We start from the raw sequence: 20,415 nt of genomic DNA on the forward strand, positions 1-20,415 counted from the left end.
CTTTGAAAGAGTAACACTTATGATTTAAGCGCACTCTTTTTTATCAGATATCACTGAAGAACTCATCAGAATTTTTCAGGCAATTATACATAACTCTTTTCCAGTGGTTATTGAACTGATGTGAATTAATTACTGGCTGAAGGGTAGCATCGACAAATCCTCTTATTATCATTTCTGATGATATGTCTGGAATAAGATTGCGGATCATTGTTTTGAAAGCATTCTTTTGATCAATGACTTCACTGAGATGCTTGCCAGCCTCGAGGCTATACCTGTGTGCAATATTCAAATTATTAAAATGATTACTTGCCCTATCTTTATCCTCTTGTCGCCATTCAATCGGACACTTAACATAATACTCCAGAGCGCCTGTATCCTCATCAATGTAGTTTGCAAAGACCCATTGCTCCTGAAAAAAAATAGCTTTATCAATATACGGATGGATAGTCTGCTCTATTTCTATTATCGCAAAACTAGCTCCTTTTTCCCCCATGTTACAATCTCGGCAGGATGGCACCAGATTGAGAGGCATAACAGAAAGCTCAGGAAAATGTGCCTTTGGAAGAAAATGATCAAGATTTTTTGTCTGACCAATATCGCCACAGAATGGGCATTTTTCTCCAGATGAGACCATTAATTCATCATAGAAATCCCTAGCTGGCTTTTTTTTGTTACGCAAATTATTTTCATAGAGATTATCCAATTTTGCCCTAGTTAAATTACCTATAACTGGTGTAGTATCGGTGAGATTTTGGGTTCTAGGGTATAAGAATAAATTTCCTCTCGAACTTAGCGTCTTATATTGCTGCTCCATATCTAGAAAGGTCTGGATGTGAGAAAGAAAATTGTCTCGAACCCTTCGCTGGTTCATCCCATCTGCACACTTCTCAAGCATTTCGTCAAAAGTTTTAGTCGGAAGAGATATTTTTTTCATTACTCTTTACCTGCATCCCTGCTCAATACCATTGCTTTCAATACTGCTCTACCTTCCAAACCAATATGATTACTATATTCATTTAAAATACTCTTGTATGATTTACCCGATGCCACAGAGTCCCGTAATAAATCATGATACCCTGAGCTAGCCACCTCTAGTGAAAATACCTCTCTTGTTAGCACTCCTAAATTTTCACCAAATGTTTCTATATCTGGACGAATTACCCTAAGGGCATCTCTAGAGCGCAATACTTTCCATACACAAGACTTTGGAATTTCCTGCAGGACAACAGGAGAGTGTGTTGCAATTATCGCCACTCCGTTTCGCACATCCAGTAAATCACTCAAAGCACGCAAAAAAACTGACAGTAGAGGAGGGTGCAAATGCACTTCAGGCTCATCAAGCAATACAAGAGATTTTTCCCCAACAGTATCAACCAATCTAGTTATAGTGAATAAAACAATGGCATGCCCTGAGCTCATTCTGGATAGATATTTCTTAATACTGGCATAGAACAAATCCCTGAATGATTTATTATCCACCTGAATGTCTTTTTGTTTACCCCTTAGCATTTCGTATCTATCAATTAGTGCGCTCAGCTCCATATCAGAAAAATTTTTATCACTGCCTAACTTCTCAATAGCCTTAATCCAGAGTACTTTTTTCTTATCAGTTCTTAGACAACCAATCAGGGCTGTAACAAACTCAATGCGTAGATCATCAAGCGATTTTAAACTCTGATTCTCTGAGTTTTTTAATCCAATATAAAAGTATTGTGTTCCTTTTGCGGGGTCAGGTTGCTCTTGAGGAGGTGAGAAAGGATCAAAAGCACTGAAAGATACTGAAATAAGTGAGCGAAAATAACCTTTAGGTATTCTTGATTTACTGAATCCTTGTCTGTCTGTAAAATAATAAACATCATTACTTGGGTCAGTGATGGCTTCAATCATTCCATTCAATATCGTAGTTTTACCGCATCCATTTCGGCCGATACAAGCATGAATATTTGTGCTAGGCATCGAATCAACCTCAACTTCAAAAGGTAATTCTAGATCGCTATATCCTTTTAAACCCACACGATTGAAGGAAAAATAAAAATCTGACAACTCACTCAACCCATTTAAAACCCTATTAAATTGGCCATGAATCTCAGAAAGAGTCACCCCTCTGAATAATGATTTATTCAGGACAACCTCATTCTCTATTTCATTTAATCTATCAGGACCATGTACCAAATCATTCAATGATGTAAGTACATCCTGTTTTAGACTATCACTTAGTTTGCTTATATTTTGATAGTATTCTAAACCATCCCCTAAAGAAAAATAATCCTTAGAAAGGACGGTGAATTTTTTATTCAAGGTGGAAAATGTGGACACATCCTCAGTCTGACCTTTAAAACCTATTTTAACGTTGCCGATTTCGTGCTTCACTCCGTTCTCATCAAACACAGTTAAATGGAACATTGTGACAAATGAAAAGTCATTCCACTTATCTGCGCGAAGGAATCCTGAATTTACCCCAGATGAAGGGGTATATACACTCCTGTCTGCAACTATGAATTTCAGCATTTTTTAACCAATTATAATATATAGTTTTAAGAATTATATTTTAAATCAAACATTCTAGCAAGCTGATTCTATTTCGTTCAACTTGCCTATGTTGTTTTTGGTAGAGTACGGACGTAAGTAGCACTAGTTTTTCTTCCCCAGATACATAATAGAATGCATGGAAGAGTTTGTTGCGCTTTCGAGGCCTATAACATCCCCTCAGATGGCACAGTACTTAGTTGCGCATCTCTAGTTAGCCGAACAGCAGAAAAACTAGCTATTTAAGTGTCTACCACTAAGTAATCTGCATACACTATACCAATCCAAAAATACAAACACGTAATTGCTCTATCAACTCATCCGTATTTCAATTGACTAATGATTAACTAATTCCTGTGGACCATACCTTACCGAACGCCACTTCTACAAAATACATATCACACTAAATTATAAAAAATTAATTAATTTTATTATTAATCACCTTGGATTTTTTTATTCCCCCCAACTCCCCCCTAGCACCGCCCCCGCCCTTTCCCTACAATAAGGGATCTGTTGAGGCATAACGCAAGGAAAGACGGTGTCGAAAGCCAATCCCAATGCCACTATCGTGGATATCGCCCGCCGCGCCAGGGTGACCAATATCACCGTTTCCCGCGCCTTCAATAAGCCCGAGCTGGTCAAGCCGGAAACCCGTGAGCGCATTCACGCCATCGCCAAAGAGCTGAACTATGTGCCCAACGCCTTCGCGCAGGGGCTGAAAAGCAGCAGCAGCCAGATTATCGGCATCGTTACCAGCAGCATGTACAACCCGTTCTATTCCGGCCTGATCAAGACCGTGTCGCGCATTGCGCGTCAGCAGGGCTACCAGATCATGCTGTTCGACACCGACGGCAGCGAAGAGGCGGAAATGCGCGCCATCCAGGCGCTGTTCGGCTACAAGGCGCGCGGCATTCTGCTGTCGGCGGTGCGCGACGACAAGCGCTACCGCCCCGCCTATCTTGAGCTGGCCGAGGTGTACGGCGTGCCGCTGATCCTGATCGACCGCGATCTCTACGATCAGCAGCTGAGCGGCGTGTTCCTCGATAACCGCGAGATCGGCGTGCTGGCCGGGCGTTATCTGGCGGAGCAGCCGGAGCAGAAGCTTTTGATTATCGGCGGCCCGGCGGATTCGGAGATCACCTTAACGCGCACTGCCGGCATCGTCGCGGCGCTGCAGGGCAGCGGCCGTGAGATTCATATCATCAACGGCGACTATGATTTCACCTCGCAAGAGAGCGAAGTGCGCGCCTATCTGGCGCAGCCGGAGAACCGCCCGGATTACATCATCGGCCTGAACGGCATCATCACACTGGGCGCCATCGCCATCTGCCACGAGATGGGGCTCTATCAGCAGGTGAAGTTCTTCTCGATAGACGAGCCGCCGCGCGCCGGCGCTTACGGCCTGCACATTCCGGGGGTGTATCACGATACGCAGAAACTGGGGGAGATCGCCGCGGAGCTGCTGTTCAGCGCCATTAACAGCCCACGCGGCGAGTTGCCGGTGCGCAGAGAGTTCTTCACCGGCTCGCTGTTGAATCGCTGACGGGCGCTATTGCCCGTAGTAGGCGTGTTTGCCGTGCTTGCGCAGGAAATGTTTGTCCAATAGCTCCGGCTGCATCGGGGCGATGGCCGGCGCCAGCTGGCGCGTCGCCATCGCCATGATCGCCACCTCTTCCAGCACCACCGCATTGTGCACCGCATCCGCCGCGTCCTTGCCCCAGGCGAACGGGCCGTGGGAGTAAACCAGCACCCCCGGCACCTGCTGCGGATCGCGCCCCGCCTGACTGAAGGTCTCAATAATCACCTTGCCGGTTTCCCCCTCGTAATCCCCGGCGATCTCCGCCTCGCTCATGGGCCGGGTACAGGGAATGTCGCCGTAAAAGTAGTCGGCGTGAGTGGTGCCCAGCGCCGGGATCGGCTGCCCGGCCTGCGCCCAGATGGTGGCGTTGCGGCTGTGGGTGTGCACCACGCCGCCGATGTCGGCGAAGGCGCGGTACAGCGCCAGGTGGGTGGCTGTGTCGGATGAGGGCTTGCGGTGCCCTTCGCGCACCTGGCCCTCCAGATCCACCACCACCAGATCCTCCAACGTCATCGCCTCGTAGGCGATGCCCGAAGGCTTGATCACCACCAGCCCGCTCTGGCGGTCGATCGCCGAGACGTTGCCCCAGGTAAAGGTCACCAGCCCGTATGCCGGCAGGCTGAGGTTGGCGGCCAGCACCTGCCGCTTGAGTTCGTTCAGCATGCGATGCCTCCATCATTCATTTGTTGTTCGAGCCAGGCCTTGGCCTGGGCGATGCGTTGCTTATCCTGCCCGTCTTCGCGCGCCCACATCTCCAGCAGGTAGGGGCCGCGATAGCCGAGCGCGTTGAGCACGGAAAAGGCGTGGGCGAAATCCACGCAGCCTTCGCCGAACGGCACGTCGCGGAACTGCCCGGCGCTGCCCGGCCCCACCGCCACGGTGTCTTTGAGGTGTATGGCGGTGATGCTGCCGATGCCCAGCGCCAGCTCGGCGGCGACGTCGTTGCCCCAGGCGCTAAGGTTGCCGAGATCGGGATACACCGTGAACCACGGGCTGTTGACGTGGCGGGCGATGTCGCGCCATTTGCTGATGCTGTTGATGAACGGCGTGTCCATCACCTCCACCGACAGCATCACCTGCGCCCTGGCGGCCTGCGCCGCCGCCCACTGCATGCCCTCGATAAAGCGCTCGCGGCTGTGGCGATCGGCGGGTTCATAATAGACGTCGTAGCCCGCCAGCTGGATGTTGCGGATGCCAAGATCCGTTGCCAGTTCCAGCGCCTTGCTCATCAGCACCCGCGCCCGTTCGCGGGTGGCGGCGTCATGGCTGCCAAACGGATCGCGCCGGTGCGCCGACAGGCACAGGCTCGGCACCGTCACCCCGCTGTCGAGCCGCGCCTGGATAAACGCTAGCCGCTGGCGGCGATCCCAGTCCAGCCGCTGTTGGCGCGCCGGCTGTTCGTCTATAGACATCTCCACAAATTCAAAGCCCAGCTCGGCGGCGGTGGCCAGCCGCTGCGGCCAGCTCAGATCGGCGGGCAGCGCCTTTTCATACAGCCCCAGACAGGCGGCGTTAGTCGTTTGCATCAGTCACCTCACTCAAAGCCTGGGCGACCGCCAGATAGCGCGCCTGCTGGGCGCGCAGGCGCCGGTGGGCGGCGGTCGCGGGATAATAACAGCGCAATTTTGGCGGCGCGGCGGCGATCGCTTCGGCGAACCCGGCATACTCCCCGGCGCCGACGGCGGCGCACAGGGCGGCGGCACGGCAGCCGCTTTGGCGGGTTTCCACCACCTCAAGCGGCAGGTTGCCGGCGTCGGCGTACATCTGCATCCAGACCTCAGACTGCGTCGGCCCGCCGGTCATGCGCACCCGTTCGATGCGCGGGTTCAACTGCACCATGCGCTCCTGATGGATCAGGTGCGAGAACACGATGCCCTGGTAGATCGCCTGCACCACGTCCGCCATCTCGTGGTGGGCGCTCAGGCCGATCAGCCCGCCCGGTGTGTTGCCTCCGAGGTTGGAGCCGTACAGATACGGCAGGAACAGCAGCCCGCTCGGCTGCTCGCGGCGCTCGGCCACCCAATCGTTGAACTGGGCGTAGCGCTGCCGGTCGTCGGCGCAGAACTGGCGCAGGAACCAGGCCAGGTTGCCGGCCGAGGTCGGGCTGCCTTCGTGCGCGAAATAGCGGCCGTCGATACAGTAGCGCCCCCAGGCATAGGGGTAATCGGCGGGAATGATGCGCTCGGTCACGCAGGTGGCGATCGACCAGGTGCCCGCCACCGCGCTGAGCGTGCGATCGTCGGCCACGCCGGAGCTGAGCGCCGCGCCCACCACGTCGAACAGGCCGCCGTATACCGCGGTGCCCGTTCGCAGGCCGCACTGCGCCGCCGCAGCGGCCGTCACCCGCCCGGCCAGCTGCGCCGAGCCGATCACCGGCGCGGTCTTCTCCTGCGCCTCTTCGAGGCCGAAGGCCGCCATCAGCGCCGGATCGTAAGCGCCGCTGCGCTGGTTAAACAGGTTGCTGCCGGAGATGTTGGTCACCTCGGCCGCCGCCTCGCCGGTGAGGCGAAAGCGCAGGTAGTCGTGCGCCATCAGGATGCGATCGACGGCGGCGTACTGCGCCGGCTGCCGCTGCTTCAGCCAGCGCAGCAGCAGCGCCGGGTGGCTGGGCCACAGCGGCTGCAGGCTGCGCGGGTAGGTCTGCGCGTCCACGCCGGCGCGGCGCAGCTCAGCCGCCGTGGCCGCCGCGCGGTTGTCCGAAGAGAGGATGCCGTTGCCGACCGGTTTGCCGTGGCGGTCGATGGCGTACAGCCCTTTGCCGTGCGCCGAGAAGCTGACGCCGCGCACCTGCCCGGCCTCCAGCCCCGCCGCGTGCAGCGTCTGGCGGATCGCCGCGCAAACGTCATCCCACAGCGCGTCCATATTGCGTTCGCTGAAGCCCGGCTGAGCGGCGATCGCCGCGCCGTCGCGCTCGGCGATCGCCAGTTCTTCGCCATCGGCCCGGTACAGCCCGGCCTTGATCACCGTGCCGCCGACGTCTATGCCAAGAAAGACTGACATCGCGCCTCCTATTTGCGCCGCACGGAGCTGAGGTAGATGGCGGCCAGGATGATGCCGCCCTTCACCACATTCTGGATATACGGCGATACGTTCATCAGATTGAGGCCGTTGTTGAGTACCCCGAGCATCATCGCCCCCACCAGCGTGCCGACGATGGCGCCGCGCCCGCCGGAGATCGCCGCCCCGCCCAGCACCACCGCGGCGATGGCGTCCAGCTCGAAGCCTTCGCCGGCGTTGGGCTGCCCGCTCATCAGGCGCGAGGTCAGCACCAGCCCGGCCAGCGCGGCGGTCAGGCCGCTGATCACGTACACCAGCATCTTGTAACGCGGCACACGGATGCCGCTCAGGCGCGCCGCCTCTTCGTTGCCGCCCATCGCGTAGACGTAGCGGCCGAACGGCAGCTGATTGAGCATCAGCCAGGCCAGCACGTACACGCCGAGCATGATCAGGATCGGCACCTGAATGCCCAGCAGCGTGCCGCGGCCGAAGAAGGAGAAGACGTCGGGCAGGCCGGAGATCGGGTAACCGCCGGTATAGAGCAGCGCCAGGCCGCGGGCGATGCCCATCGACGCCAGGGTGACGATGATCGGCGGCATGCGCAGGTAGGCGATGCAGGCGCCGTTGGCCAGGCCGAACAGCGCGCCGAGCGCCAGCGCCGCCACCATCGCCAGCGGAATGGGCACCGCCGCCAGCATCAGCCCGGCGGCGACCGAACCGGCCAGCGCCATCACCGGCCCCACCGAGAGATCGATGCCGCCGGTCAGGATGGCGCAGGTCATGCCCACCGCGATGATGGCGTTGATCGACACCTGGCGCGCCACGTTGGTCAGGTTGTTGACGCTGAGGAAGCTGTCGTTCAACAGGCTCATCAGCACGAACAGGATCACAAAGCCGATAAACGGCAAGACCGCCGGGTGATGCAGCAGTTTTTCCCAGCGCTTGCCGAGGCTGGGGCCTGCGGCGCGGCGCGCCACGGCGGGTTGTTCAATTCCGATCATAAGGCACTCCCGGTCGCATGAAGCATGATGTGGTTGGATTCGATGTCGTCGCCGGTCAGCTCGGCGACGATGTGGCCGCCGCGAAACACCAGCACGCGGTCGCACACGCCGATGATCTCCGGCAGTTCGGAAGAAATCATGATGATGGAGATGCCCTGCTGGGTCAGTTGCTGCATCAGCTGGTAGATCTCGGCCTTGGCGCCCACGTCGATGCCGCGCGTCGGCTCGTCGAAGATCAGGATGTTGCAGTCGTTGTTGAGCCAGCGGACGATCACCACCTTCTGCTGGTTGCCGCCGCTCAGGGTGTTGACGGCGGTCTCGGCGTCCGGGGTTTTCACCCCCACGGCGCGGATCAGCCGCTGCACCACGTCGCGATCCTTGCGGGCGCTGACGAAGATCTTGCCGCGCCGGTGGTGCCGGTTGAGGGTGATGTTCTGCGCCACCGAGAACGGCAGCACCAGGCCCTCGGTTTTGCGGCTCTCCGGCAGCAGGCCGATGCCCTGCGCCAGCGCCTGCGCCGGGGAGCGCAGCGCCGCCGGTTGGCCGCCGAGGCTGACGCGTTTGCGGTGGCAGCGGCTGGCGCCGATCAGCGCCGAGACGGTCTCGGTGCGCCCGGAACCCACCAGCCCGGCGAAGCCGAGGATCTCGCCCTTGTGCAGGTGGAAGCGGTCGGTCGCGCCGTGCTTCTCGCGCTGGATCTCCGCCTCCAGCAGCACCGTCGCGGTATCGACCGGGTGCTGTTTCGCCGGGAAGGCGTTCTCGATTTTGCGCCCGACCATCAGCCGCACCAGCTCTTCCACGTTGGTGTCGCCGGTGGCCAGCGTTTCGATGTAGGCGCCGTCGCGCAGTACGGTGATGCGATCGCAGATGGTGAAGATCTCGTCCAGGTGGTGCGAGATAAACACCATGCCGACGCCCAGCATCCGCAGATCGTTCATCACGCTGAACAGGTGCTCGGCCTCGCCCGGCGTCAGCGTGGCGGTCGGTTCATCCAGCACCAGCACCCGCGCCTCCAGCGACAGCGCCTTGGCAATTTCAACGAACTGCTGCTGCGCCACGCTCAGCTGCTCCACCGGGCAATCGAGATCGATAGCCACCGTCAGCCGCTTGAAGATCGCCTCGGCCTTGCGCCGCATCGCCCGCCGATCCAGCAGGCCCCAGCGGTTCCTGATCTCCCGGTTGAGGAAGATGTTGTCGATGGCGCTCATGTAGGGAATCAACGAGAATTCCTGAAAAATAATGCCGACCCCGGCCTCGATCGCCTGGCGATAGTTGTTAAAGCGGCGCTGCTCGCCGTCGATAAAAATATCGCCCTCGTCCGGCTGATAGATGCCGCACATGATTTTCACCAGCGTCGATTTGCCGGCGCCGTTTTCGCCCAGCAGGGCGTGCACCTCGCCGCGTTGAATGGCCAGATCGATGCCGTCCAGCGCCTTCACGCCGGGAAAGCTTTTCTTGATTCGCTTCAGTTCCAGTAAAGGTGTCACCGCATTGCCCTCCGCGCCGAACGCCCCGCCGCAGCGGGGCGAACCGGCCGCTGTTACCAGCTAAAGCCGGCCGCATTGCTGCGGTCGATCAGCTTCACTTTGACCGGCACGGTTTTCGGCACCGTGGCGCCCCAGTAGCGGGCCAGCGCAATGCCGAGCGCGATGCGCAGCTGGTCGCGCGGGAACTGCGCCGAGGTGGCGATAAACGGCGAATTCGGCTTGAGGATCTCTTTGATGGCTTCCGGCTGGCCGTCGACGCTCACCAGCTTGACCTTGGCGCCGTTGCTTTCGATCGCCGCCAGGGCGCCGAGCGCGCCGACGTCGTTGACGCTGAAGATGCCCGCCAGATCCGGCGCCGACTGCAGCATGTTTTCGGTCACGGTCAGCGCGGTGTCGCGTTCCTGCTTGCCGTTTTGCTTGGTGACGATCTTGATGTCGGGGTATTTTTTCATCGCCGCTTCAAAGCCGCGCACACGCTCCAGGATCGGCACCACCGGGATGCCGTCGAGGATCGCCACCTTGCCTTTGCCGCCCAGCGCTTTCGCCAGGTATTCGCCCGCCTGGAAGCCGGCGTCGTAGTTTTCCGATCCGACGAACGAGTCCAGCGGCCCTTCCGCCTGCGCGTCGATCGCTACCACCACCGCGCCGGCCTTATGGGCGGAGATCACCGCCGACTGCACCCCCACCGAATCGGTCGGGTTGATCAGCAGGATATCCACCTTCTTCTGCAGCATGTCTTCCACGTCGCCGATCTGTTTGGCGACGTCATGGCGCGCATCGGCCACGTACACCTTGGCGCCGATATCCGCCGCCGCCTGATCCAGCGCCTGCTTCATGGTGACGAAGTAGTCGTTGTTCATTTCCTGGAACGACATACCGATAGTGATTTGCTTGGCCAGCGCCACTTGGCTGGCCGCCAACATTCCACCGGCGACGATAAAAGGCAGGGTCTTTTTGAATAATGAAAACATAGCCAATTCTCCTGTAGGGAAGCTTCTTGTTGTGGTTATCAGAGCAACAGCATGTCTTTACGTTTGGCCGACCAACCGGCCCCCCATTGCGAACGGGCCGGCGGTCGTGACTGCAACAGCGGTACGGCGGGAAAATCAGGGAACCAGGATCACCTTGATGGAGTCGGTCGAGTCCGCCAGGGCGAAGGCTTCGTCCCAGTCGTTCAATGAATAGCTGTGGGTGACCACGCCGTTGGAAGTCACCAGCCCGCGTTCGAACAGATCGATAGCGATTTCATAGCTGTAGGGCGCCAGGTGCGCGCCGCGAATGTCCAGCTCCTTGCGATCGCCGATGATGGACCAATCGACGGTGGTTTCCTTGCCGAACACGCTGAACTCCACGAAGCGGCCCAGCTTGCGGATCATCTGCAGCCCCTGGGTGACGCCGATCGGCGCGCCGGTGGCCTCGATATACACGTCACAGCCGTAGCCGCCGGTCAGCGATTTGACGATCTGGTCGGCATCTTCCTTCAGCGGGTTGATCACTACGTCGGCGCCGAATTCCTTCGCCAGCGCCAGCCGCTCGTCGATGGCGTCGATCACGATCAGTTTCTTCGGCGTCTTCAGGCGCGCCACCTGCACCATGCACAGCCCGAGCGGCCCGGCGCCGGCCAACACCACCACGTCGTCCAGTTGGATGTCGCCGCGCGCCACGGTGTGGATGGCGCAGGCCATCGGTTCGATCAGCACCGCGTCTTCATGGCTCAGGCTTTCCGGGATCTTGTGGACGATGGCGTTCTCAGAAAAGCGCATGTATTCCGCCATGCCGCCCTCCGCCACGTCTTTCTGGAAGCCGTAAATGTTATGCGTCTCACACATCCAGTAACTGCCGGATTTGCAGTAACGGCACTCCCAGCACGGCACGATCTGCTCGGCGATCACCCGCTCACCGATCCGGTATTTGCCTTCCGCGCCCTCGCCCAGCGCGGCGATGCGGCCGTAGAACTCATGTCCCGGCACCACCGGCGGTTTGACCCACGGGTTCTCCCCCCAAAACATCTGCGCGCCGTTCTTGCACTTGCAGTCGCCGGCGCAGATGCCGCAGCCTTCCACCTTGATCACCAGCTCGCGCGCCTTCGGCAGCGGCGTGGGCACCTGTTCGAAACGGTAGTCCTGCGGGCCGTGGCAAACGACCGCGCGCATTTTTTCCGGCAACTGGCTCATCTCTTCCTCCAATACACTCGTTAAACGCTTGAAAATTCTAAATGTTGACGTTGTCATTTTTATTCAACAAAAAACGAGCAACGAAACAACATGTTAAATTTCAATAAATTAATCATAAAACATCTCGAAAACTAAAAATGACAACGTGAACATTGATCGACATATAACCAAAGCTGCAAAAAGAATTGTTTGAGCAAAATCACAGTTCGTTAACATTGCGGCTAAAAATGCTACAAATGCGGATCGCGATCCCATTTACGGGATCGATGAGGATCGGGAGATGATCGAAACGCCAGGAAGAAGATGATTGGCAGGAATGCGGGCCAGGCATCGCGCCCGGCCCGAAAAAGCGGGTTACTTCACTTCGCCCATCGCTTTCAGCTTTTTGGACAGCTCGCGGCGCTCTTTGGACAGATCGGCATTTTTGATGATGTAGTCATCAACGCGATCTTCGTAGTCGCTGCGCATGTTGGCGATGATGCCCTGAATGTCTTCAATGCTCATGCCGGGCTTGATGTACTCGCTCAGGTTGTCGAGCAGCAGCACGCGCTTCTGGTTATCACGAATTTTCTTTTCGTTGTCGACGATCTCGCGTTGCAGTTTGTTTTTGCGGCGGAACATACGCACAAACTCCAGCACGTCCTGGAAACTCGGCTTATTTGCATTATCCATCTTTATACCCTTGCTTTAGTAATACACAGATTCATTTGCTTACGGCCACATGGCACCAAGATACAGGTTTGTGGCGGTCCGGCACAACAGTGATTGGCTTATCTTACCCACTTTGCCCCGGCGGCCAAAACCCAAAGCGCCGCCTTCATGATCTGACCCCTTATTCACGCCCGGCGGCGGTGCAGACCTGGAGCAGATCCCCCAACTCTTCCAGCTGCTGCGCCAGCTCCATGCTGAGCCAGACATAGCCGTAAATCGGCGCTTCGCCGTGCTGGCCGAGGCTGACCTCCTGCATCAGCGTTTTCAGCTCGCCGGCGATCTCCGCCAGCTGCCCCGCCGCCGCCTGCCGCTGCGCCTGTGGCCCTTCGCGCATCAGCAGCGCCAGCGATTCCAGCGAGCTCAGCGTCAGCAGTTGGGTGCTGCGCAGCGTGCGGGCGTTCAGCATGATGAAGTGCGTTTCGCGCGAAGCCCAGTAGGCGTCGGCCATCAGTTCCAGCGTGCACACCAGATTGCGGCTGAGGGTTTGCACCGCCTCGAACACCGCTTTGGGGATGCGGGTTTCCTTGCTGGCGGGCATGATCAGGCTGCGCAGCTTCACCACCTGATTCAACAGATCCTTGAGCTGCGGCTCCAGCCGCGGCCGCTCAATGACGTTCGGCGAAAAGTAGGCGCCGTAAATTCGGGCGGCGGTTTGCAGGCAGTCCGCCATTTGCATGCGCCACAGAATGTAGGCGCGCTGCGGGTAGATGCTGGTGAACAGCAGCGCCAGCAACGAGCCGAAGATCACGTCGCCGCTGCGCCACAGCGCGGTGTGCATATCGCCGGCGCCCGCGCCGCACACCACCGCCAGCGTGATCCCCACCAGCAGCGCCATATACGGCCGTTTGCCGAGCGTCAGGTAACCGCAGACGAACATCACCACGCCGCACCAGACCAGCATCAGCGGCAGCGAATAGAGTTCCAGATACAGGGCGATCAGGCCGGACGCGGCGCCGAACACCGTGCCGGCAATGCGTTGCAGCGCCCGCTGCAGCACGTTGCCCCAAAACGAGATCGGCCCCATCACCACCACCAGGGTGATCAGCGGCCAGGTGCCTTCGGGCACCGCCAGCAGGCGGATCAGCAGAAAGGTCAGGATAAACGCCAGCCCGATGCGCACGCCGTGAACGACGCGATAGTGGCGATAGGTCAGCAGTTCAAGGGGAGAGATTTTTCGATCGAGGCGCACGATGCCTCCGATAAAGACCAGCCAGGCCGCTATTTTAGCGGAGGAAGCCCGGCGAGGAAAAGGCGAATGAGGCGTCCCCCATTCGCGGTCAGGCTCAGGCGGCGTACTTGTCGACCAGCGCGCGCAGAACGGCGGCGGTTTCGGCATCCATCACGCCGTCATACTTCTGCGGACGGAAGTGCAACTGGAACGCGCGCACCAGCTGGCGATAGCCTTCTGCGGTGTTCGCCGCCGAGGTGTCATAGCCGTATTGGGCGAACAGTTTCAGCAGATCGGCCTGCGCCGGCAGGCCCTGGCTGCAGTATTCCTGCTGACGCTGCTGCTTGGTCGCTTCGTCATACCAAGCGCCGACGCCGGCCTGATACAGCTGCTGCCACGGGAACTGCGGGCCCGGATCGCTCTTGCGGCCCGGCGCGATGTCGGAGTGCGCCACCACGTTCACCGGCGAGATGTCCGGATAACGCTGCAGAATGTTCTGCGCCAACTGGGTGACCGCCTCGATCTGCTGCGGATTGAACGGCGGGAAGGTGATGTTTTCACCGTCGCCGCTCGCCAGGTTGACGATCTCGATGCCGATCGAGGTGTCGTTGATATTGCTGCGGGTGCCCCACTGGCTGGTGCCGGCATGCCAGGCGCGCTCGTTCTCGTCCACCAGGTTGAAGATGCGCACGCCGCTGAAGCCGGCCGCCTGATAGGTCGCCTCGGTCGGATCCGGCACCAGGTAGTGCGCGCTGACCGATTTTCCGGTCAACGACGTCACCGAGTCGGCGAAGTTTTGCGCCGTGTAGTGCAGCACCAGAAAACGCACGCGGTGGCCGAAGCTGGCGACCGATCGGTAGCTATTGTAATCAATCTTGTACATCGTAAAGTCCCTCTCTCGTTTGATTTCACTGAGCGGCCCCTCATCATGACAGGCCGCCCCGCACGGGTGAACCCTTGGTCCACCCTTTTGTTTTAGCTAATTGCTAAATTATGCGCAAGTGTTTTTTAGCAAAATCGTTATTTACCTTTTTGCTAAAGAGTGCGATCATTGCACGATGGAAACTAAAGAAATCAGGCGCAACAATCTGCGCGAATTGATGGCCCGCTACGCCCGGCAAGGCGTCAACCAGAATGAGTTCGCCACGCTGGTTGAGTCTTCCGCGCCAACGCTGAGCCAAATCATCGGGGAAAAATCCTCCCGCAATCTTGGCGACAATCTGGCCAGGCGGATCGAGGCCAGGCTGAATTTGCCCAAAGGCTGGTTCGACGTGTTTCACGAAAAGCAGCTGGTGCGCCCGTTTGACAACGTGGCGGCGGAGTCGGACTTCCAGCCCGCCCGTTTGAAACCGGTGGTATGGGAAGATACCGAACAAGACAAGGAAGAGTTTGTGGAGATCCCGCTGCTGGATATTGATTTTTCCGCCGGCGACGGCTGCTACGAAATCGTCGATCGCGAGGAGTTTTCGCTGATCTTCCGCCGTTACTATCTGCACAAGATGGGGGTGGCGGTCAACGCCGCGCGCATTATCCGCATCTCCGGCTCCAGCATGGAACCGCGCCTGCAGGACGGCGACGTGGTCGGCATCAACACCGACGACACGCGCATCCGCGAGGGCAAGACCTACGCCATCCGCCACGGCAATTTGCTGCGGGTGAAGGTGCTGATCGAGCAGCCGGACGGCGGCGTCATCATCCGCTCCCTCAACCGGGAAGAGTACCAGGACGAGCATCTCAGCTATCAGCAGCGCAAGGAGCAACTGGTGGTGCTCGGCCGCGTCTTCTGGTCGTCTTCGTCCTGGTAGCAGAGCAACCTCGGGCGCCCGTTGCGCCCGGCGGTTATTTGAAGTCCACCACCATCTGCTGCTGGATAGACAGCCCGCGCGTCGACTGCACGCAGCCGGCGATGTAGTCGGTGAAACGCGGCGGTTTCGGCATGCCCAGCTTGAGGATCTTCTCGTTGCTGAAACGCACGTTGAGCATGGCGAACGAGCCGTACAGGCGCATCGCTTTGAGCATCAGCCGCTCGTTGCACGGGCCGAAAATGTCTTTCAGCTGACGGCGCATTTTCACCAGCGCGTCATAGGTCACCTGCGCATACTCATCGCCCACCGGCGCTTTTTCCAGGGCCGCCGCCATGGCGTTGTCAATTTCAGCAAAGCTGACGCTGCTCTCCTCACCGGCGGAGATGTGATAAACGTCGTTCTCCAGTGTTTCGCTGTTCATCAGCATCACCAGCGCATCCGCGCAGTAGTCCGCCGGGATCACGTCGATATTGTCCTGCAGCGAGCACATGAACTTGCGCAGCATCAGCGCCATGCCAAACACCCAGAAAATGCTGCTGGAAGGCTGGCAGCCCAGGCGGGTGTGCCCCACCACAATCGACGGACGAGCGATGGTCAACGGCATTTGCGGGCAGCGCTGGCGCATCAGCTGTTCGATGGTGGATTTGGAACGGGTATATTCCACCAGGTGCTCGGCGTCCTCCTCAAACTCGCCGCTCTCCGCCACCAGCGAACCCGGCTCCGGCGAACAGGACATGGCGGTGCCGACGTGCAGGAAGCGTTTTAATCCCGGCACCTGCGCCATTCTTTCAGCAAAGGCCAGAGTGCCTTCTACGTTTACCTTCCAAATGAGCGGGTTATTACCAAATGAAGCAACGGCCGCGCAGTTAATAACGTGCGTGACATTGTTAATACGTGCGTCAGTTAAAAAGTCGGCCGGCTCGGAAAGATCGCCCAACAATATATTTTCCATCGTAATTTTAGACAGCAGATTCGCGTCGATATTAAACTTTTCCATATTCGCGCGAATACGGGCCAGCCCTTGCTGCGCATCATCGGCGCGCACCAGCAAAAGATAATTAATAGACTGATTTTCAATCAATAATTTTTCAAGAACTGCACCACCGAGAAAGCCGGTAGCGCCGGTCAACAGTAGCGTTTTCATCATTGTCACCCACATTGGCATTGAATGTGGGAGATTGTATCTGCGGATATTTAAACAAATATTAAATAGAATTACGGCGCCCAGACTCACTTTTCTTAATATTATCTTAAGGAATCTTTTGAAACATCCATCCTGGGTTTAGTAACAAAAGAACCGCGTAGATTCCATGATTAATCTCCGCCGTTTAAATACCATTGATGTAGTGCCTGATTTAATTTAACGGTCAATGTTATTTCTCTTTTTGTCCGTGGAGGACTTATGACCTATAACCAAAAAATCTGGTTGGGGGTTTTACTGCTGTGCACCCTGTTTTGGGGGGCGGTGATAAGCGGCGCCTGTTCGCTGTATAACCGGGCGGATCGCCTCAATGCTCACCAGGCGCAGAGCGAGTTCGCCGCGCGTCACAGTCTGACTCCCAGCTCACAGCAAAGCGCTCAGGCGTCCACCTCCCCTCGGAATGGGTAGGGACAAGACCCGCTAACGATCCTATTATACCCTAAGGTTAACAGGGAGATAACGATGGTTCGAAAGCTGGATAGCTTACCGCAGGCGCAACGCGAGAAAATAGAAACCGATTTGCTGGCCATCAGCGTGATCTACAACGAGCGCTACGGCATCGCCTCGACCCAGGCGGAAACAGAACGACAGATCCCCGATCACCTGCTCCCCTACTTTCATCAGCGGCTGGATTTCTATCGCCGTGCGTAATTGCGCGCATTTCGCTAACCGCCGCTTGGCATCGCTCCCCACGCCGTTACAATAGGGGCATATTGTATCCGCCACTGAAGAGACGCGATTTTGAGCAGCAAGGCAACGGCCACATTTTACATTCACGACTATGAGACCTTCGGCAAGAGCCCGTCGCTGGACCGCCCGGCGCAGTTCGCCGGCGTGCGCACCGATATGGATTTCAACATTATCGAAGAGCCGCTGGTCATCTACTGCGCCCCGGCCGACGACTACCTGCCGGAACCCGAGGCGGTGATGATCACCGGCATCACGCCGCAGGTGGCGCGAGCCAAAGGCGTTAACGAGGCCGAGTTCACCCGCCAAATCCATCAGGCCTTCAGCGTGGCCGGCACCTGCATTCTCGGTTACAACAACATCCGTTTCGATGACGAAGTGAGCCGCAATATCTTCTATCGCAACTTCTACGATCCCTATGCCTACAGCTGGCAAAACGGCAACTCGCGTTGGGATCTGCTGGATGTGATGCGCGCCTGCTACGCCCTGCGTCCGGACGGCATCGTCTGGCCGGAAAACGAAGACGGTTTCCCCAGCTTCCGCCTCGAACACCTCACGCGCGCCAACGGCGTCGAACACACGCAGGCTCACGATGCGATGTCGGACGTTTACGCCACCATCGCCATGGCCAAGCTGGTCAAGCAGGCGCAGCCGCGGCTGTTCGATTTCCTGCTGCAGCACCGCAACAAGCACAAGCTGAACGCCCTGATCGACGTCGCCGACATGACGCCGCTGGTGCACGTCTCCGGCATGTTCGGCGCGGCGCGCGGCAACACCAGCTGGGTGTCGCCGTTGGCCTGGCACCCGGACAACAAGAACGCGGTGATCATGTGCGATCTGGCCGGCGACATGACGCCGCTGTTGACGCTGAGCGCCGAGCAACTGCGTGAACGGCTGTACACCCGCCGCGACGATCTGGCGCCGGATCAGGCGCCGGTGCCGATCAAGCTGGTGCACATCAACAAATGTCCGGTGCTGGCGCCGGCCAAAACCTTGCTGCCGGAGAACGCCGAGCGGCTGGGCATCGATCGTCAGGCGTGTCTGCAAAATCTGCAGCTGCTGAAACAGCATCCGGAAGTGCGCGAGAAAGTGGTCGCGCTGTTCGCCGAAGCCGAGCCGTTCAAAGGCGCCGACGACGTCGACGCCCGCTTGTACGACGGTTTCTTCAGCGACGCCGACAAGGCGGCGATGAGGATTATCCAGCAGACCAAGCCGCAGAACCTGCCGGCGCTGGATCTGGCCTTCAGCGACGGCCGCATGAAAGAGCTGCTGTTCCGCTTCCGCGCGCGCAACTACCCGAATACGCTGGACGACGCCGAGCAGCGCCGCTGGCTGCAACACCGTCAGGAAGCCTTGAGCGCGGAGCGCGTGCAGAGTTACCTGCTGCAGCTCGAATCGCTGTATAACCTGCACGAAGGCGACAAAGAGAAAACCGCCCTGCTGAAAGCGCTGTTCGATTACGGCAAAGAGTTGGTGGGATAAAACCCGCAGCAAGCAGAAAAGGAAAAGGCCGCGAAAGCGGCCTTTTTTGTGGCTGAGGAGACGGCTCGCGCTTAGGCGGCGTCTTCGCTCGCTTGCGGCACCGGCAGACGGAAGCTGCGGGTGACGAAGGCCAGGTAGATCAGGCCGATGGCCGCCCAGACCAGGCCCAGCGTCATCGAGCTGGCTTCCAGGTTGATCCACAGCGCGCCGACGGTCAGTGCGCCCATCACCGGCAAGATCAGGTAGTTGAACGTGTCCTTCACGGTGCGGTTCATCTTGTCGCGAATATAGAACTGCGAGATCACCGACAGGTTGACGAAGGTGAAGGCCACCAGCGCACCGAAGTTGATCAGCGCAGTCGCGGTCACCAGGTCAAACGACACTGCGGACAGCGCGATGGCGCCAACCAGCAGCACGTTCAGCGCCGGGGTACGCCACTTCGGATGCACATAGCCGAAGAAGCGAGTCGGGAACACGCCGTCGCGGCCCATCACGTACATCAGACGCGAAACGCCCGCGTGCGCCGCCATGCCTGACGCCAATACCGTCACGCAGGAGAACACCAGGATCACCGACTGGAAGAACTTGCCCGCCACGTACAGCATGATTTCAGGCTGCGACGCGTCAGGATCCTTGAAGCGCGAGATGTCCGGGAAATACAGCTGCACGAAGTAAGACACCACGATAAAGATGATGCCGCCGATCAGCGCCGTCAGGAAGATGGCTTTCGGGATCACTTTCTCTGCGTCTTTGGTTTCTTCGGACAGCGAGCTGATGCCGTCGAAGCCCAGGAACGAGAAGCACAGGATAGTCGCGCCGGTAATCATCGGCACCACGTGAGCGTTATCGGACCAGAACGGGCGGCTGCTGACCAGCGTACCGGCGCCTTCGCCGTGGTAAACGCCGTTGATCACCAGGCCCAGGAACACGATCATGATCGCCACCTGCACCACCACGATGATGGAGTTCAGGTTAGCCACCAGCTTGATGCCACGCAGGTTGAAAATCGTCATCAACCCGACCAGCACCGCCACGAAGATCCAGGACGGGACGCCCGGGAAGATCGCTTCCAGGTAAATCTTGGCCAGCAAAATATTGATCATCGGCATGAACAGATAGTCCAGCAGCGATGACCAGCCCACCATAAAGCCGACGTGCGGACTGATGGCTTTCTGGGCGTAGGTGTAGGCGGAACCGGCGGAAGGGAACTTCTTCACCAGCTTGCCGTAGCTCAGGGCGGTAAACAGGATCGCCAGCAGAGCGAAGGCGTACGCGGTCGCGACGTGACCATCGGTCAGGCCGGATACGATGCCGAAGGTATCGAAGATGGTCATTGGCTGCAGATAAGCCAGACCCATCATCACTACCGGAACCAATGTCAGGGTTTTACGCAGCTGAGTGCGCTGAGCCGGAGCGGCGTTAAGGGTGTTATCGGACATTGTTCAGCCCCCCCTTACCTTGAGCCTTGCGGATGGCGGACACGCCAAGACTTAAGGTTGCGGGGAAACTTCGCAACGAGCGACTTAATTCTAAAAGAAGGGGATTGTAAGCTGGATAACGGGTCGAGGTAACCTCGGCTGCTCCATAGTCGCTGCGG

Annotated in this window: 19 protein-coding genes; 5 read left to right on the forward strand and 14 right to left on the reverse strand. The window is 57.9% G+C overall.

Features of this window, described 5'->3' with window-relative positions; genetic code table 11:
• Nucleotides 1–43 precede the first annotated feature (43 nt).
• Together ACP39K_RS04905 and ACP39K_RS04910 are read right to left on the reverse strand one after the other, a co-directional pair.
• On the reverse strand, nt 44–934 hold the full coding sequence (locus ACP39K_RS04905; protein WP_164100255.1) for an HNH endonuclease: 891 nt from the start codon (nt 932–934) through the stop codon (nt 44–46).
• Nucleotides 934–2,508, reverse strand: coding sequence for an AAA family ATPase (locus tag ACP39K_RS04910; RefSeq protein ID WP_497008329.1), 1,575 nt, complete (start codon nt 2,506–2,508; stop codon nt 934–936). The genes ACP39K_RS04905 and ACP39K_RS04910 overlap by 1 nt, the downstream gene beginning before the upstream one ends.
• A 556-nt stretch (nt 2,509–3,064) precedes the next feature.
• On the opposite strand from ACP39K_RS04910, the gene ACP39K_RS04915 reads away from it, so the two are divergent.
• Nucleotides 3,065–4,069, forward strand: coding sequence for a LacI family DNA-binding transcriptional regulator (locus tag ACP39K_RS04915; protein WP_004935582.1), 1,005 nt, complete (start codon nt 3,065–3,067; stop codon nt 4,067–4,069).
• Between the two features lie 6 nt (nt 4,070–4,075).
• Here ACP39K_RS04915 and araD read toward each other — a convergent pair whose 3' ends face one another.
• The 10 genes from araD to ACP39K_RS04965 form a co-directional block, all read right to left on the reverse strand.
• The gene (gene araD, locus ACP39K_RS04920) at nt 4,076–4,768 is read right to left on the reverse strand and encodes an L-ribulose-5-phosphate 4-epimerase (protein WP_074055871.1); all 693 of its coding nucleotides are present in this window, start codon (nt 4,766–4,768) and stop codon (nt 4,076–4,078) included.
• Nucleotides 4,762–5,631 (reverse strand): L-ribulose-5-phosphate 3-epimerase, encoded by an 870-nt coding sequence (locus ACP39K_RS04925; RefSeq protein WP_497008330.1) that lies wholly within the window; start codon nt 5,629–5,631, stop codon nt 4,762–4,764. Before ACP39K_RS04925 ends, araD begins: the two co-directional genes overlap by 7 nt.
• Entirely contained in the window at nt 5,618–7,105 is a 1,488-nt protein-coding gene (locus ACP39K_RS04930; protein WP_497008331.1) for an FGGY-family carbohydrate kinase, read from the reverse strand. Before ACP39K_RS04930 ends, ACP39K_RS04925 begins: the two co-directional genes overlap by 14 nt.
• An 8-nt stretch (nt 7,106–7,113) precedes the next feature.
• Nucleotides 7,114–8,103, reverse strand: coding sequence for an ABC transporter permease (locus ACP39K_RS04935; RefSeq protein ID WP_079452223.1), 990 nt, complete (start codon nt 8,101–8,103; stop codon nt 7,114–7,116).
• Complete coding sequence (locus ACP39K_RS04940; protein WP_497008332.1) at nt 8,100–9,590, reverse strand: sugar ABC transporter ATP-binding protein; 1,491 nt, start codon at nt 9,588–9,590, stop codon at nt 8,100–8,102. Before ACP39K_RS04940 ends, ACP39K_RS04935 begins: the two co-directional genes overlap by 4 nt.
• 53 nt (nt 9,591–9,643) lie before the next feature.
• Nucleotides 9,644–10,561, reverse strand: a complete 918-nt coding sequence (locus tag ACP39K_RS04945) for an ABC transporter substrate-binding protein (RefSeq protein ID WP_016927010.1) — start codon at nt 10,559–10,561, stop codon at nt 9,644–9,646.
• Nucleotides 10,562–10,696: 135 nt separating this feature from the next.
• Entirely contained in the window at nt 10,697–11,764 is a 1,068-nt protein-coding gene (locus ACP39K_RS04950) for an erythritol/L-threitol dehydrogenase (RefSeq protein ID WP_016927009.1), read from the reverse strand.
• Between the two features lie 354 nt (nt 11,765–12,118).
• Nucleotides 12,119–12,436, reverse strand: coding sequence for a PTS system regulator TmaR (tmaR, locus tag ACP39K_RS04955; protein WP_004935612.1), 318 nt, complete (start codon nt 12,434–12,436; stop codon nt 12,119–12,121).
• Nucleotides 12,437–12,596: 160 nt separating this feature from the next.
• The gene (locus ACP39K_RS04960; protein WP_197818290.1) at nt 12,597–13,664 is read right to left on the reverse strand and encodes an FUSC family protein; all 1,068 of its coding nucleotides are present in this window, start codon (nt 13,662–13,664) and stop codon (nt 12,597–12,599) included.
• 94 nt (nt 13,665–13,758) lie between these two features.
• Nucleotides 13,759–14,526, reverse strand: a complete 768-nt coding sequence (locus ACP39K_RS04965; RefSeq protein ID WP_089184811.1) for an N-acetylmuramoyl-L-alanine amidase — start codon at nt 14,524–14,526, stop codon at nt 13,759–13,761.
• Between the two features lie 175 nt (nt 14,527–14,701).
• Here ACP39K_RS04965 and ACP39K_RS04970 point away from each other — a divergent pair, with 175 nt between their 5' ends.
• Nucleotides 14,702–15,448 carry a S24 family peptidase gene (locus ACP39K_RS04970; RefSeq protein WP_019453597.1) on the forward strand — a complete coding sequence of 249 codons (747 nt, stop codon included), beginning with the start codon at nt 14,702–14,704 and terminating at the stop codon, nt 15,446–15,448.
• A gap of 34 nt (nt 15,449–15,482) precedes the next feature.
• Here ACP39K_RS04970 and ACP39K_RS04975 read toward each other — a convergent pair whose 3' ends face one another.
• A complete protein-coding gene (locus ACP39K_RS04975) occupies nt 15,483–16,592 on the reverse strand; it encodes an SDR family oxidoreductase (protein WP_033641387.1) in 1,110 nt (369 codons plus the stop codon).
• A gap of 258 nt (nt 16,593–16,850) precedes the next feature.
• Between ACP39K_RS04975 and ACP39K_RS04980 the strand changes: the two genes are divergently transcribed.
• From ACP39K_RS04980 to sbcB, 3 genes are all read left to right on the forward strand, one after another.
• Entirely contained in the window at nt 16,851–17,057 is a 207-nt protein-coding gene (locus ACP39K_RS04980) for a hypothetical protein (RefSeq protein ID WP_072270915.1), read from the forward strand.
• A 54-nt stretch (nt 17,058–17,111) separates the two neighbouring features.
• A complete protein-coding gene (locus tag ACP39K_RS04985; protein ID WP_016927003.1) occupies nt 17,112–17,300 on the forward strand; it encodes a DNA polymerase III subunit theta in 189 nt (62 codons plus the stop codon).
• 90 nt (nt 17,301–17,390) lie between these two features.
• The gene (gene sbcB / locus ACP39K_RS04990; protein ID WP_016927002.1) at nt 17,391–18,818 is read left to right on the forward strand and encodes an exodeoxyribonuclease I; all 1,428 of its coding nucleotides are present in this window, start codon (nt 17,391–17,393) and stop codon (nt 18,816–18,818) included.
• A 71-nt stretch (nt 18,819–18,889) separates the two neighbouring features.
• Here sbcB and ACP39K_RS04995 read toward each other — a convergent pair whose 3' ends face one another.
• A complete protein-coding gene (locus tag ACP39K_RS04995; RefSeq protein ID WP_004935642.1) occupies nt 18,890–20,257 on the reverse strand; it encodes an APC family permease in 1,368 nt (455 codons plus the stop codon).
• Nucleotides 20,258–20,415: the final 158 nt, after the last annotated feature.

The sequence above is a fragment of the Serratia sp. EC4 genome (assembly GCF_059652115.1).

Excerpts from the sequence above, each read along its gene's own strand:
- ACP39K_RS04910 (WP_497008329.1), bottom strand. The coding sequence starts at position 2,508 with ATGCTGAAATTCATAGTTGCAGACAGGAGTGTATATACCCCTTCATCT.
- ACP39K_RS04970 (WP_019453597.1), top strand. The coding sequence starts at position 14,702 with ATGGAAACTAAAGAAATCAGGCGCAACAATCTGCGCGAATTGATGGCC.
- ACP39K_RS04950 (WP_016927009.1), bottom strand. The coding sequence starts at position 11,764 with ATGAGCCAGTTGCCGGAAAAAATGCGCGCGGTCGTTTGCCACGGCCCG.
- ACP39K_RS04945 (WP_016927010.1), bottom strand. The coding sequence starts at position 10,561 with ATGTTTTCATTATTCAAAAAGACCCTGCCTTTTATCGTCGCCGGTGGA.
- araD (WP_074055871.1), bottom strand. The coding sequence starts at position 4,768 with ATGCTGAACGAACTCAAGCGGCAGGTGCTGGCCGCCAACCTCAGCCTG.
- tmaR (WP_004935612.1), bottom strand. The coding sequence starts at position 12,436 with ATGGATAATGCAAATAAGCCGAGTTTCCAGGACGTGCTGGAGTTTGTG.
- ACP39K_RS04995 (WP_004935642.1), bottom strand. The coding sequence starts at position 20,257 with ATGTCCGATAACACCCTTAACGCCGCTCCGGCTCAGCGCACTCAGCTG.
- ACP39K_RS04965 (WP_089184811.1), bottom strand. The coding sequence starts at position 14,526 with ATGTACAAGATTGATTACAATAGCTACCGATCGGTCGCCAGCTTCGGC.
- ACP39K_RS04905 (WP_164100255.1), bottom strand. The coding sequence starts at position 934 with ATGAAAAAAATATCTCTTCCGACTAAAACTTTTGACGAAATGCTTGAG.
- ACP39K_RS04975 (WP_033641387.1), bottom strand. The coding sequence starts at position 16,592 with ATGAAAACGCTACTGTTGACCGGCGCTACCGGCTTTCTCGGTGGTGCA.
- ACP39K_RS04980 (WP_072270915.1), top strand. The coding sequence starts at position 16,851 with ATGACCTATAACCAAAAAATCTGGTTGGGGGTTTTACTGCTGTGCACC.
- ACP39K_RS04925 (WP_497008330.1), bottom strand. The coding sequence starts at position 5,631 with ATGCAAACGACTAACGCCGCCTGTCTGGGGCTGTATGAAAAGGCGCTG.
- ACP39K_RS04985 (WP_016927003.1), top strand. The coding sequence starts at position 17,112 with ATGGTTCGAAAGCTGGATAGCTTACCGCAGGCGCAACGCGAGAAAATA.
- ACP39K_RS04935 (WP_079452223.1), bottom strand. The coding sequence starts at position 8,103 with ATGATCGGAATTGAACAACCCGCCGTGGCGCGCCGCGCCGCAGGCCCC.
- ACP39K_RS04930 (WP_497008331.1), bottom strand. The coding sequence starts at position 7,105 with ATGTCAGTCTTTCTTGGCATAGACGTCGGCGGCACGGTGATCAAGGCC.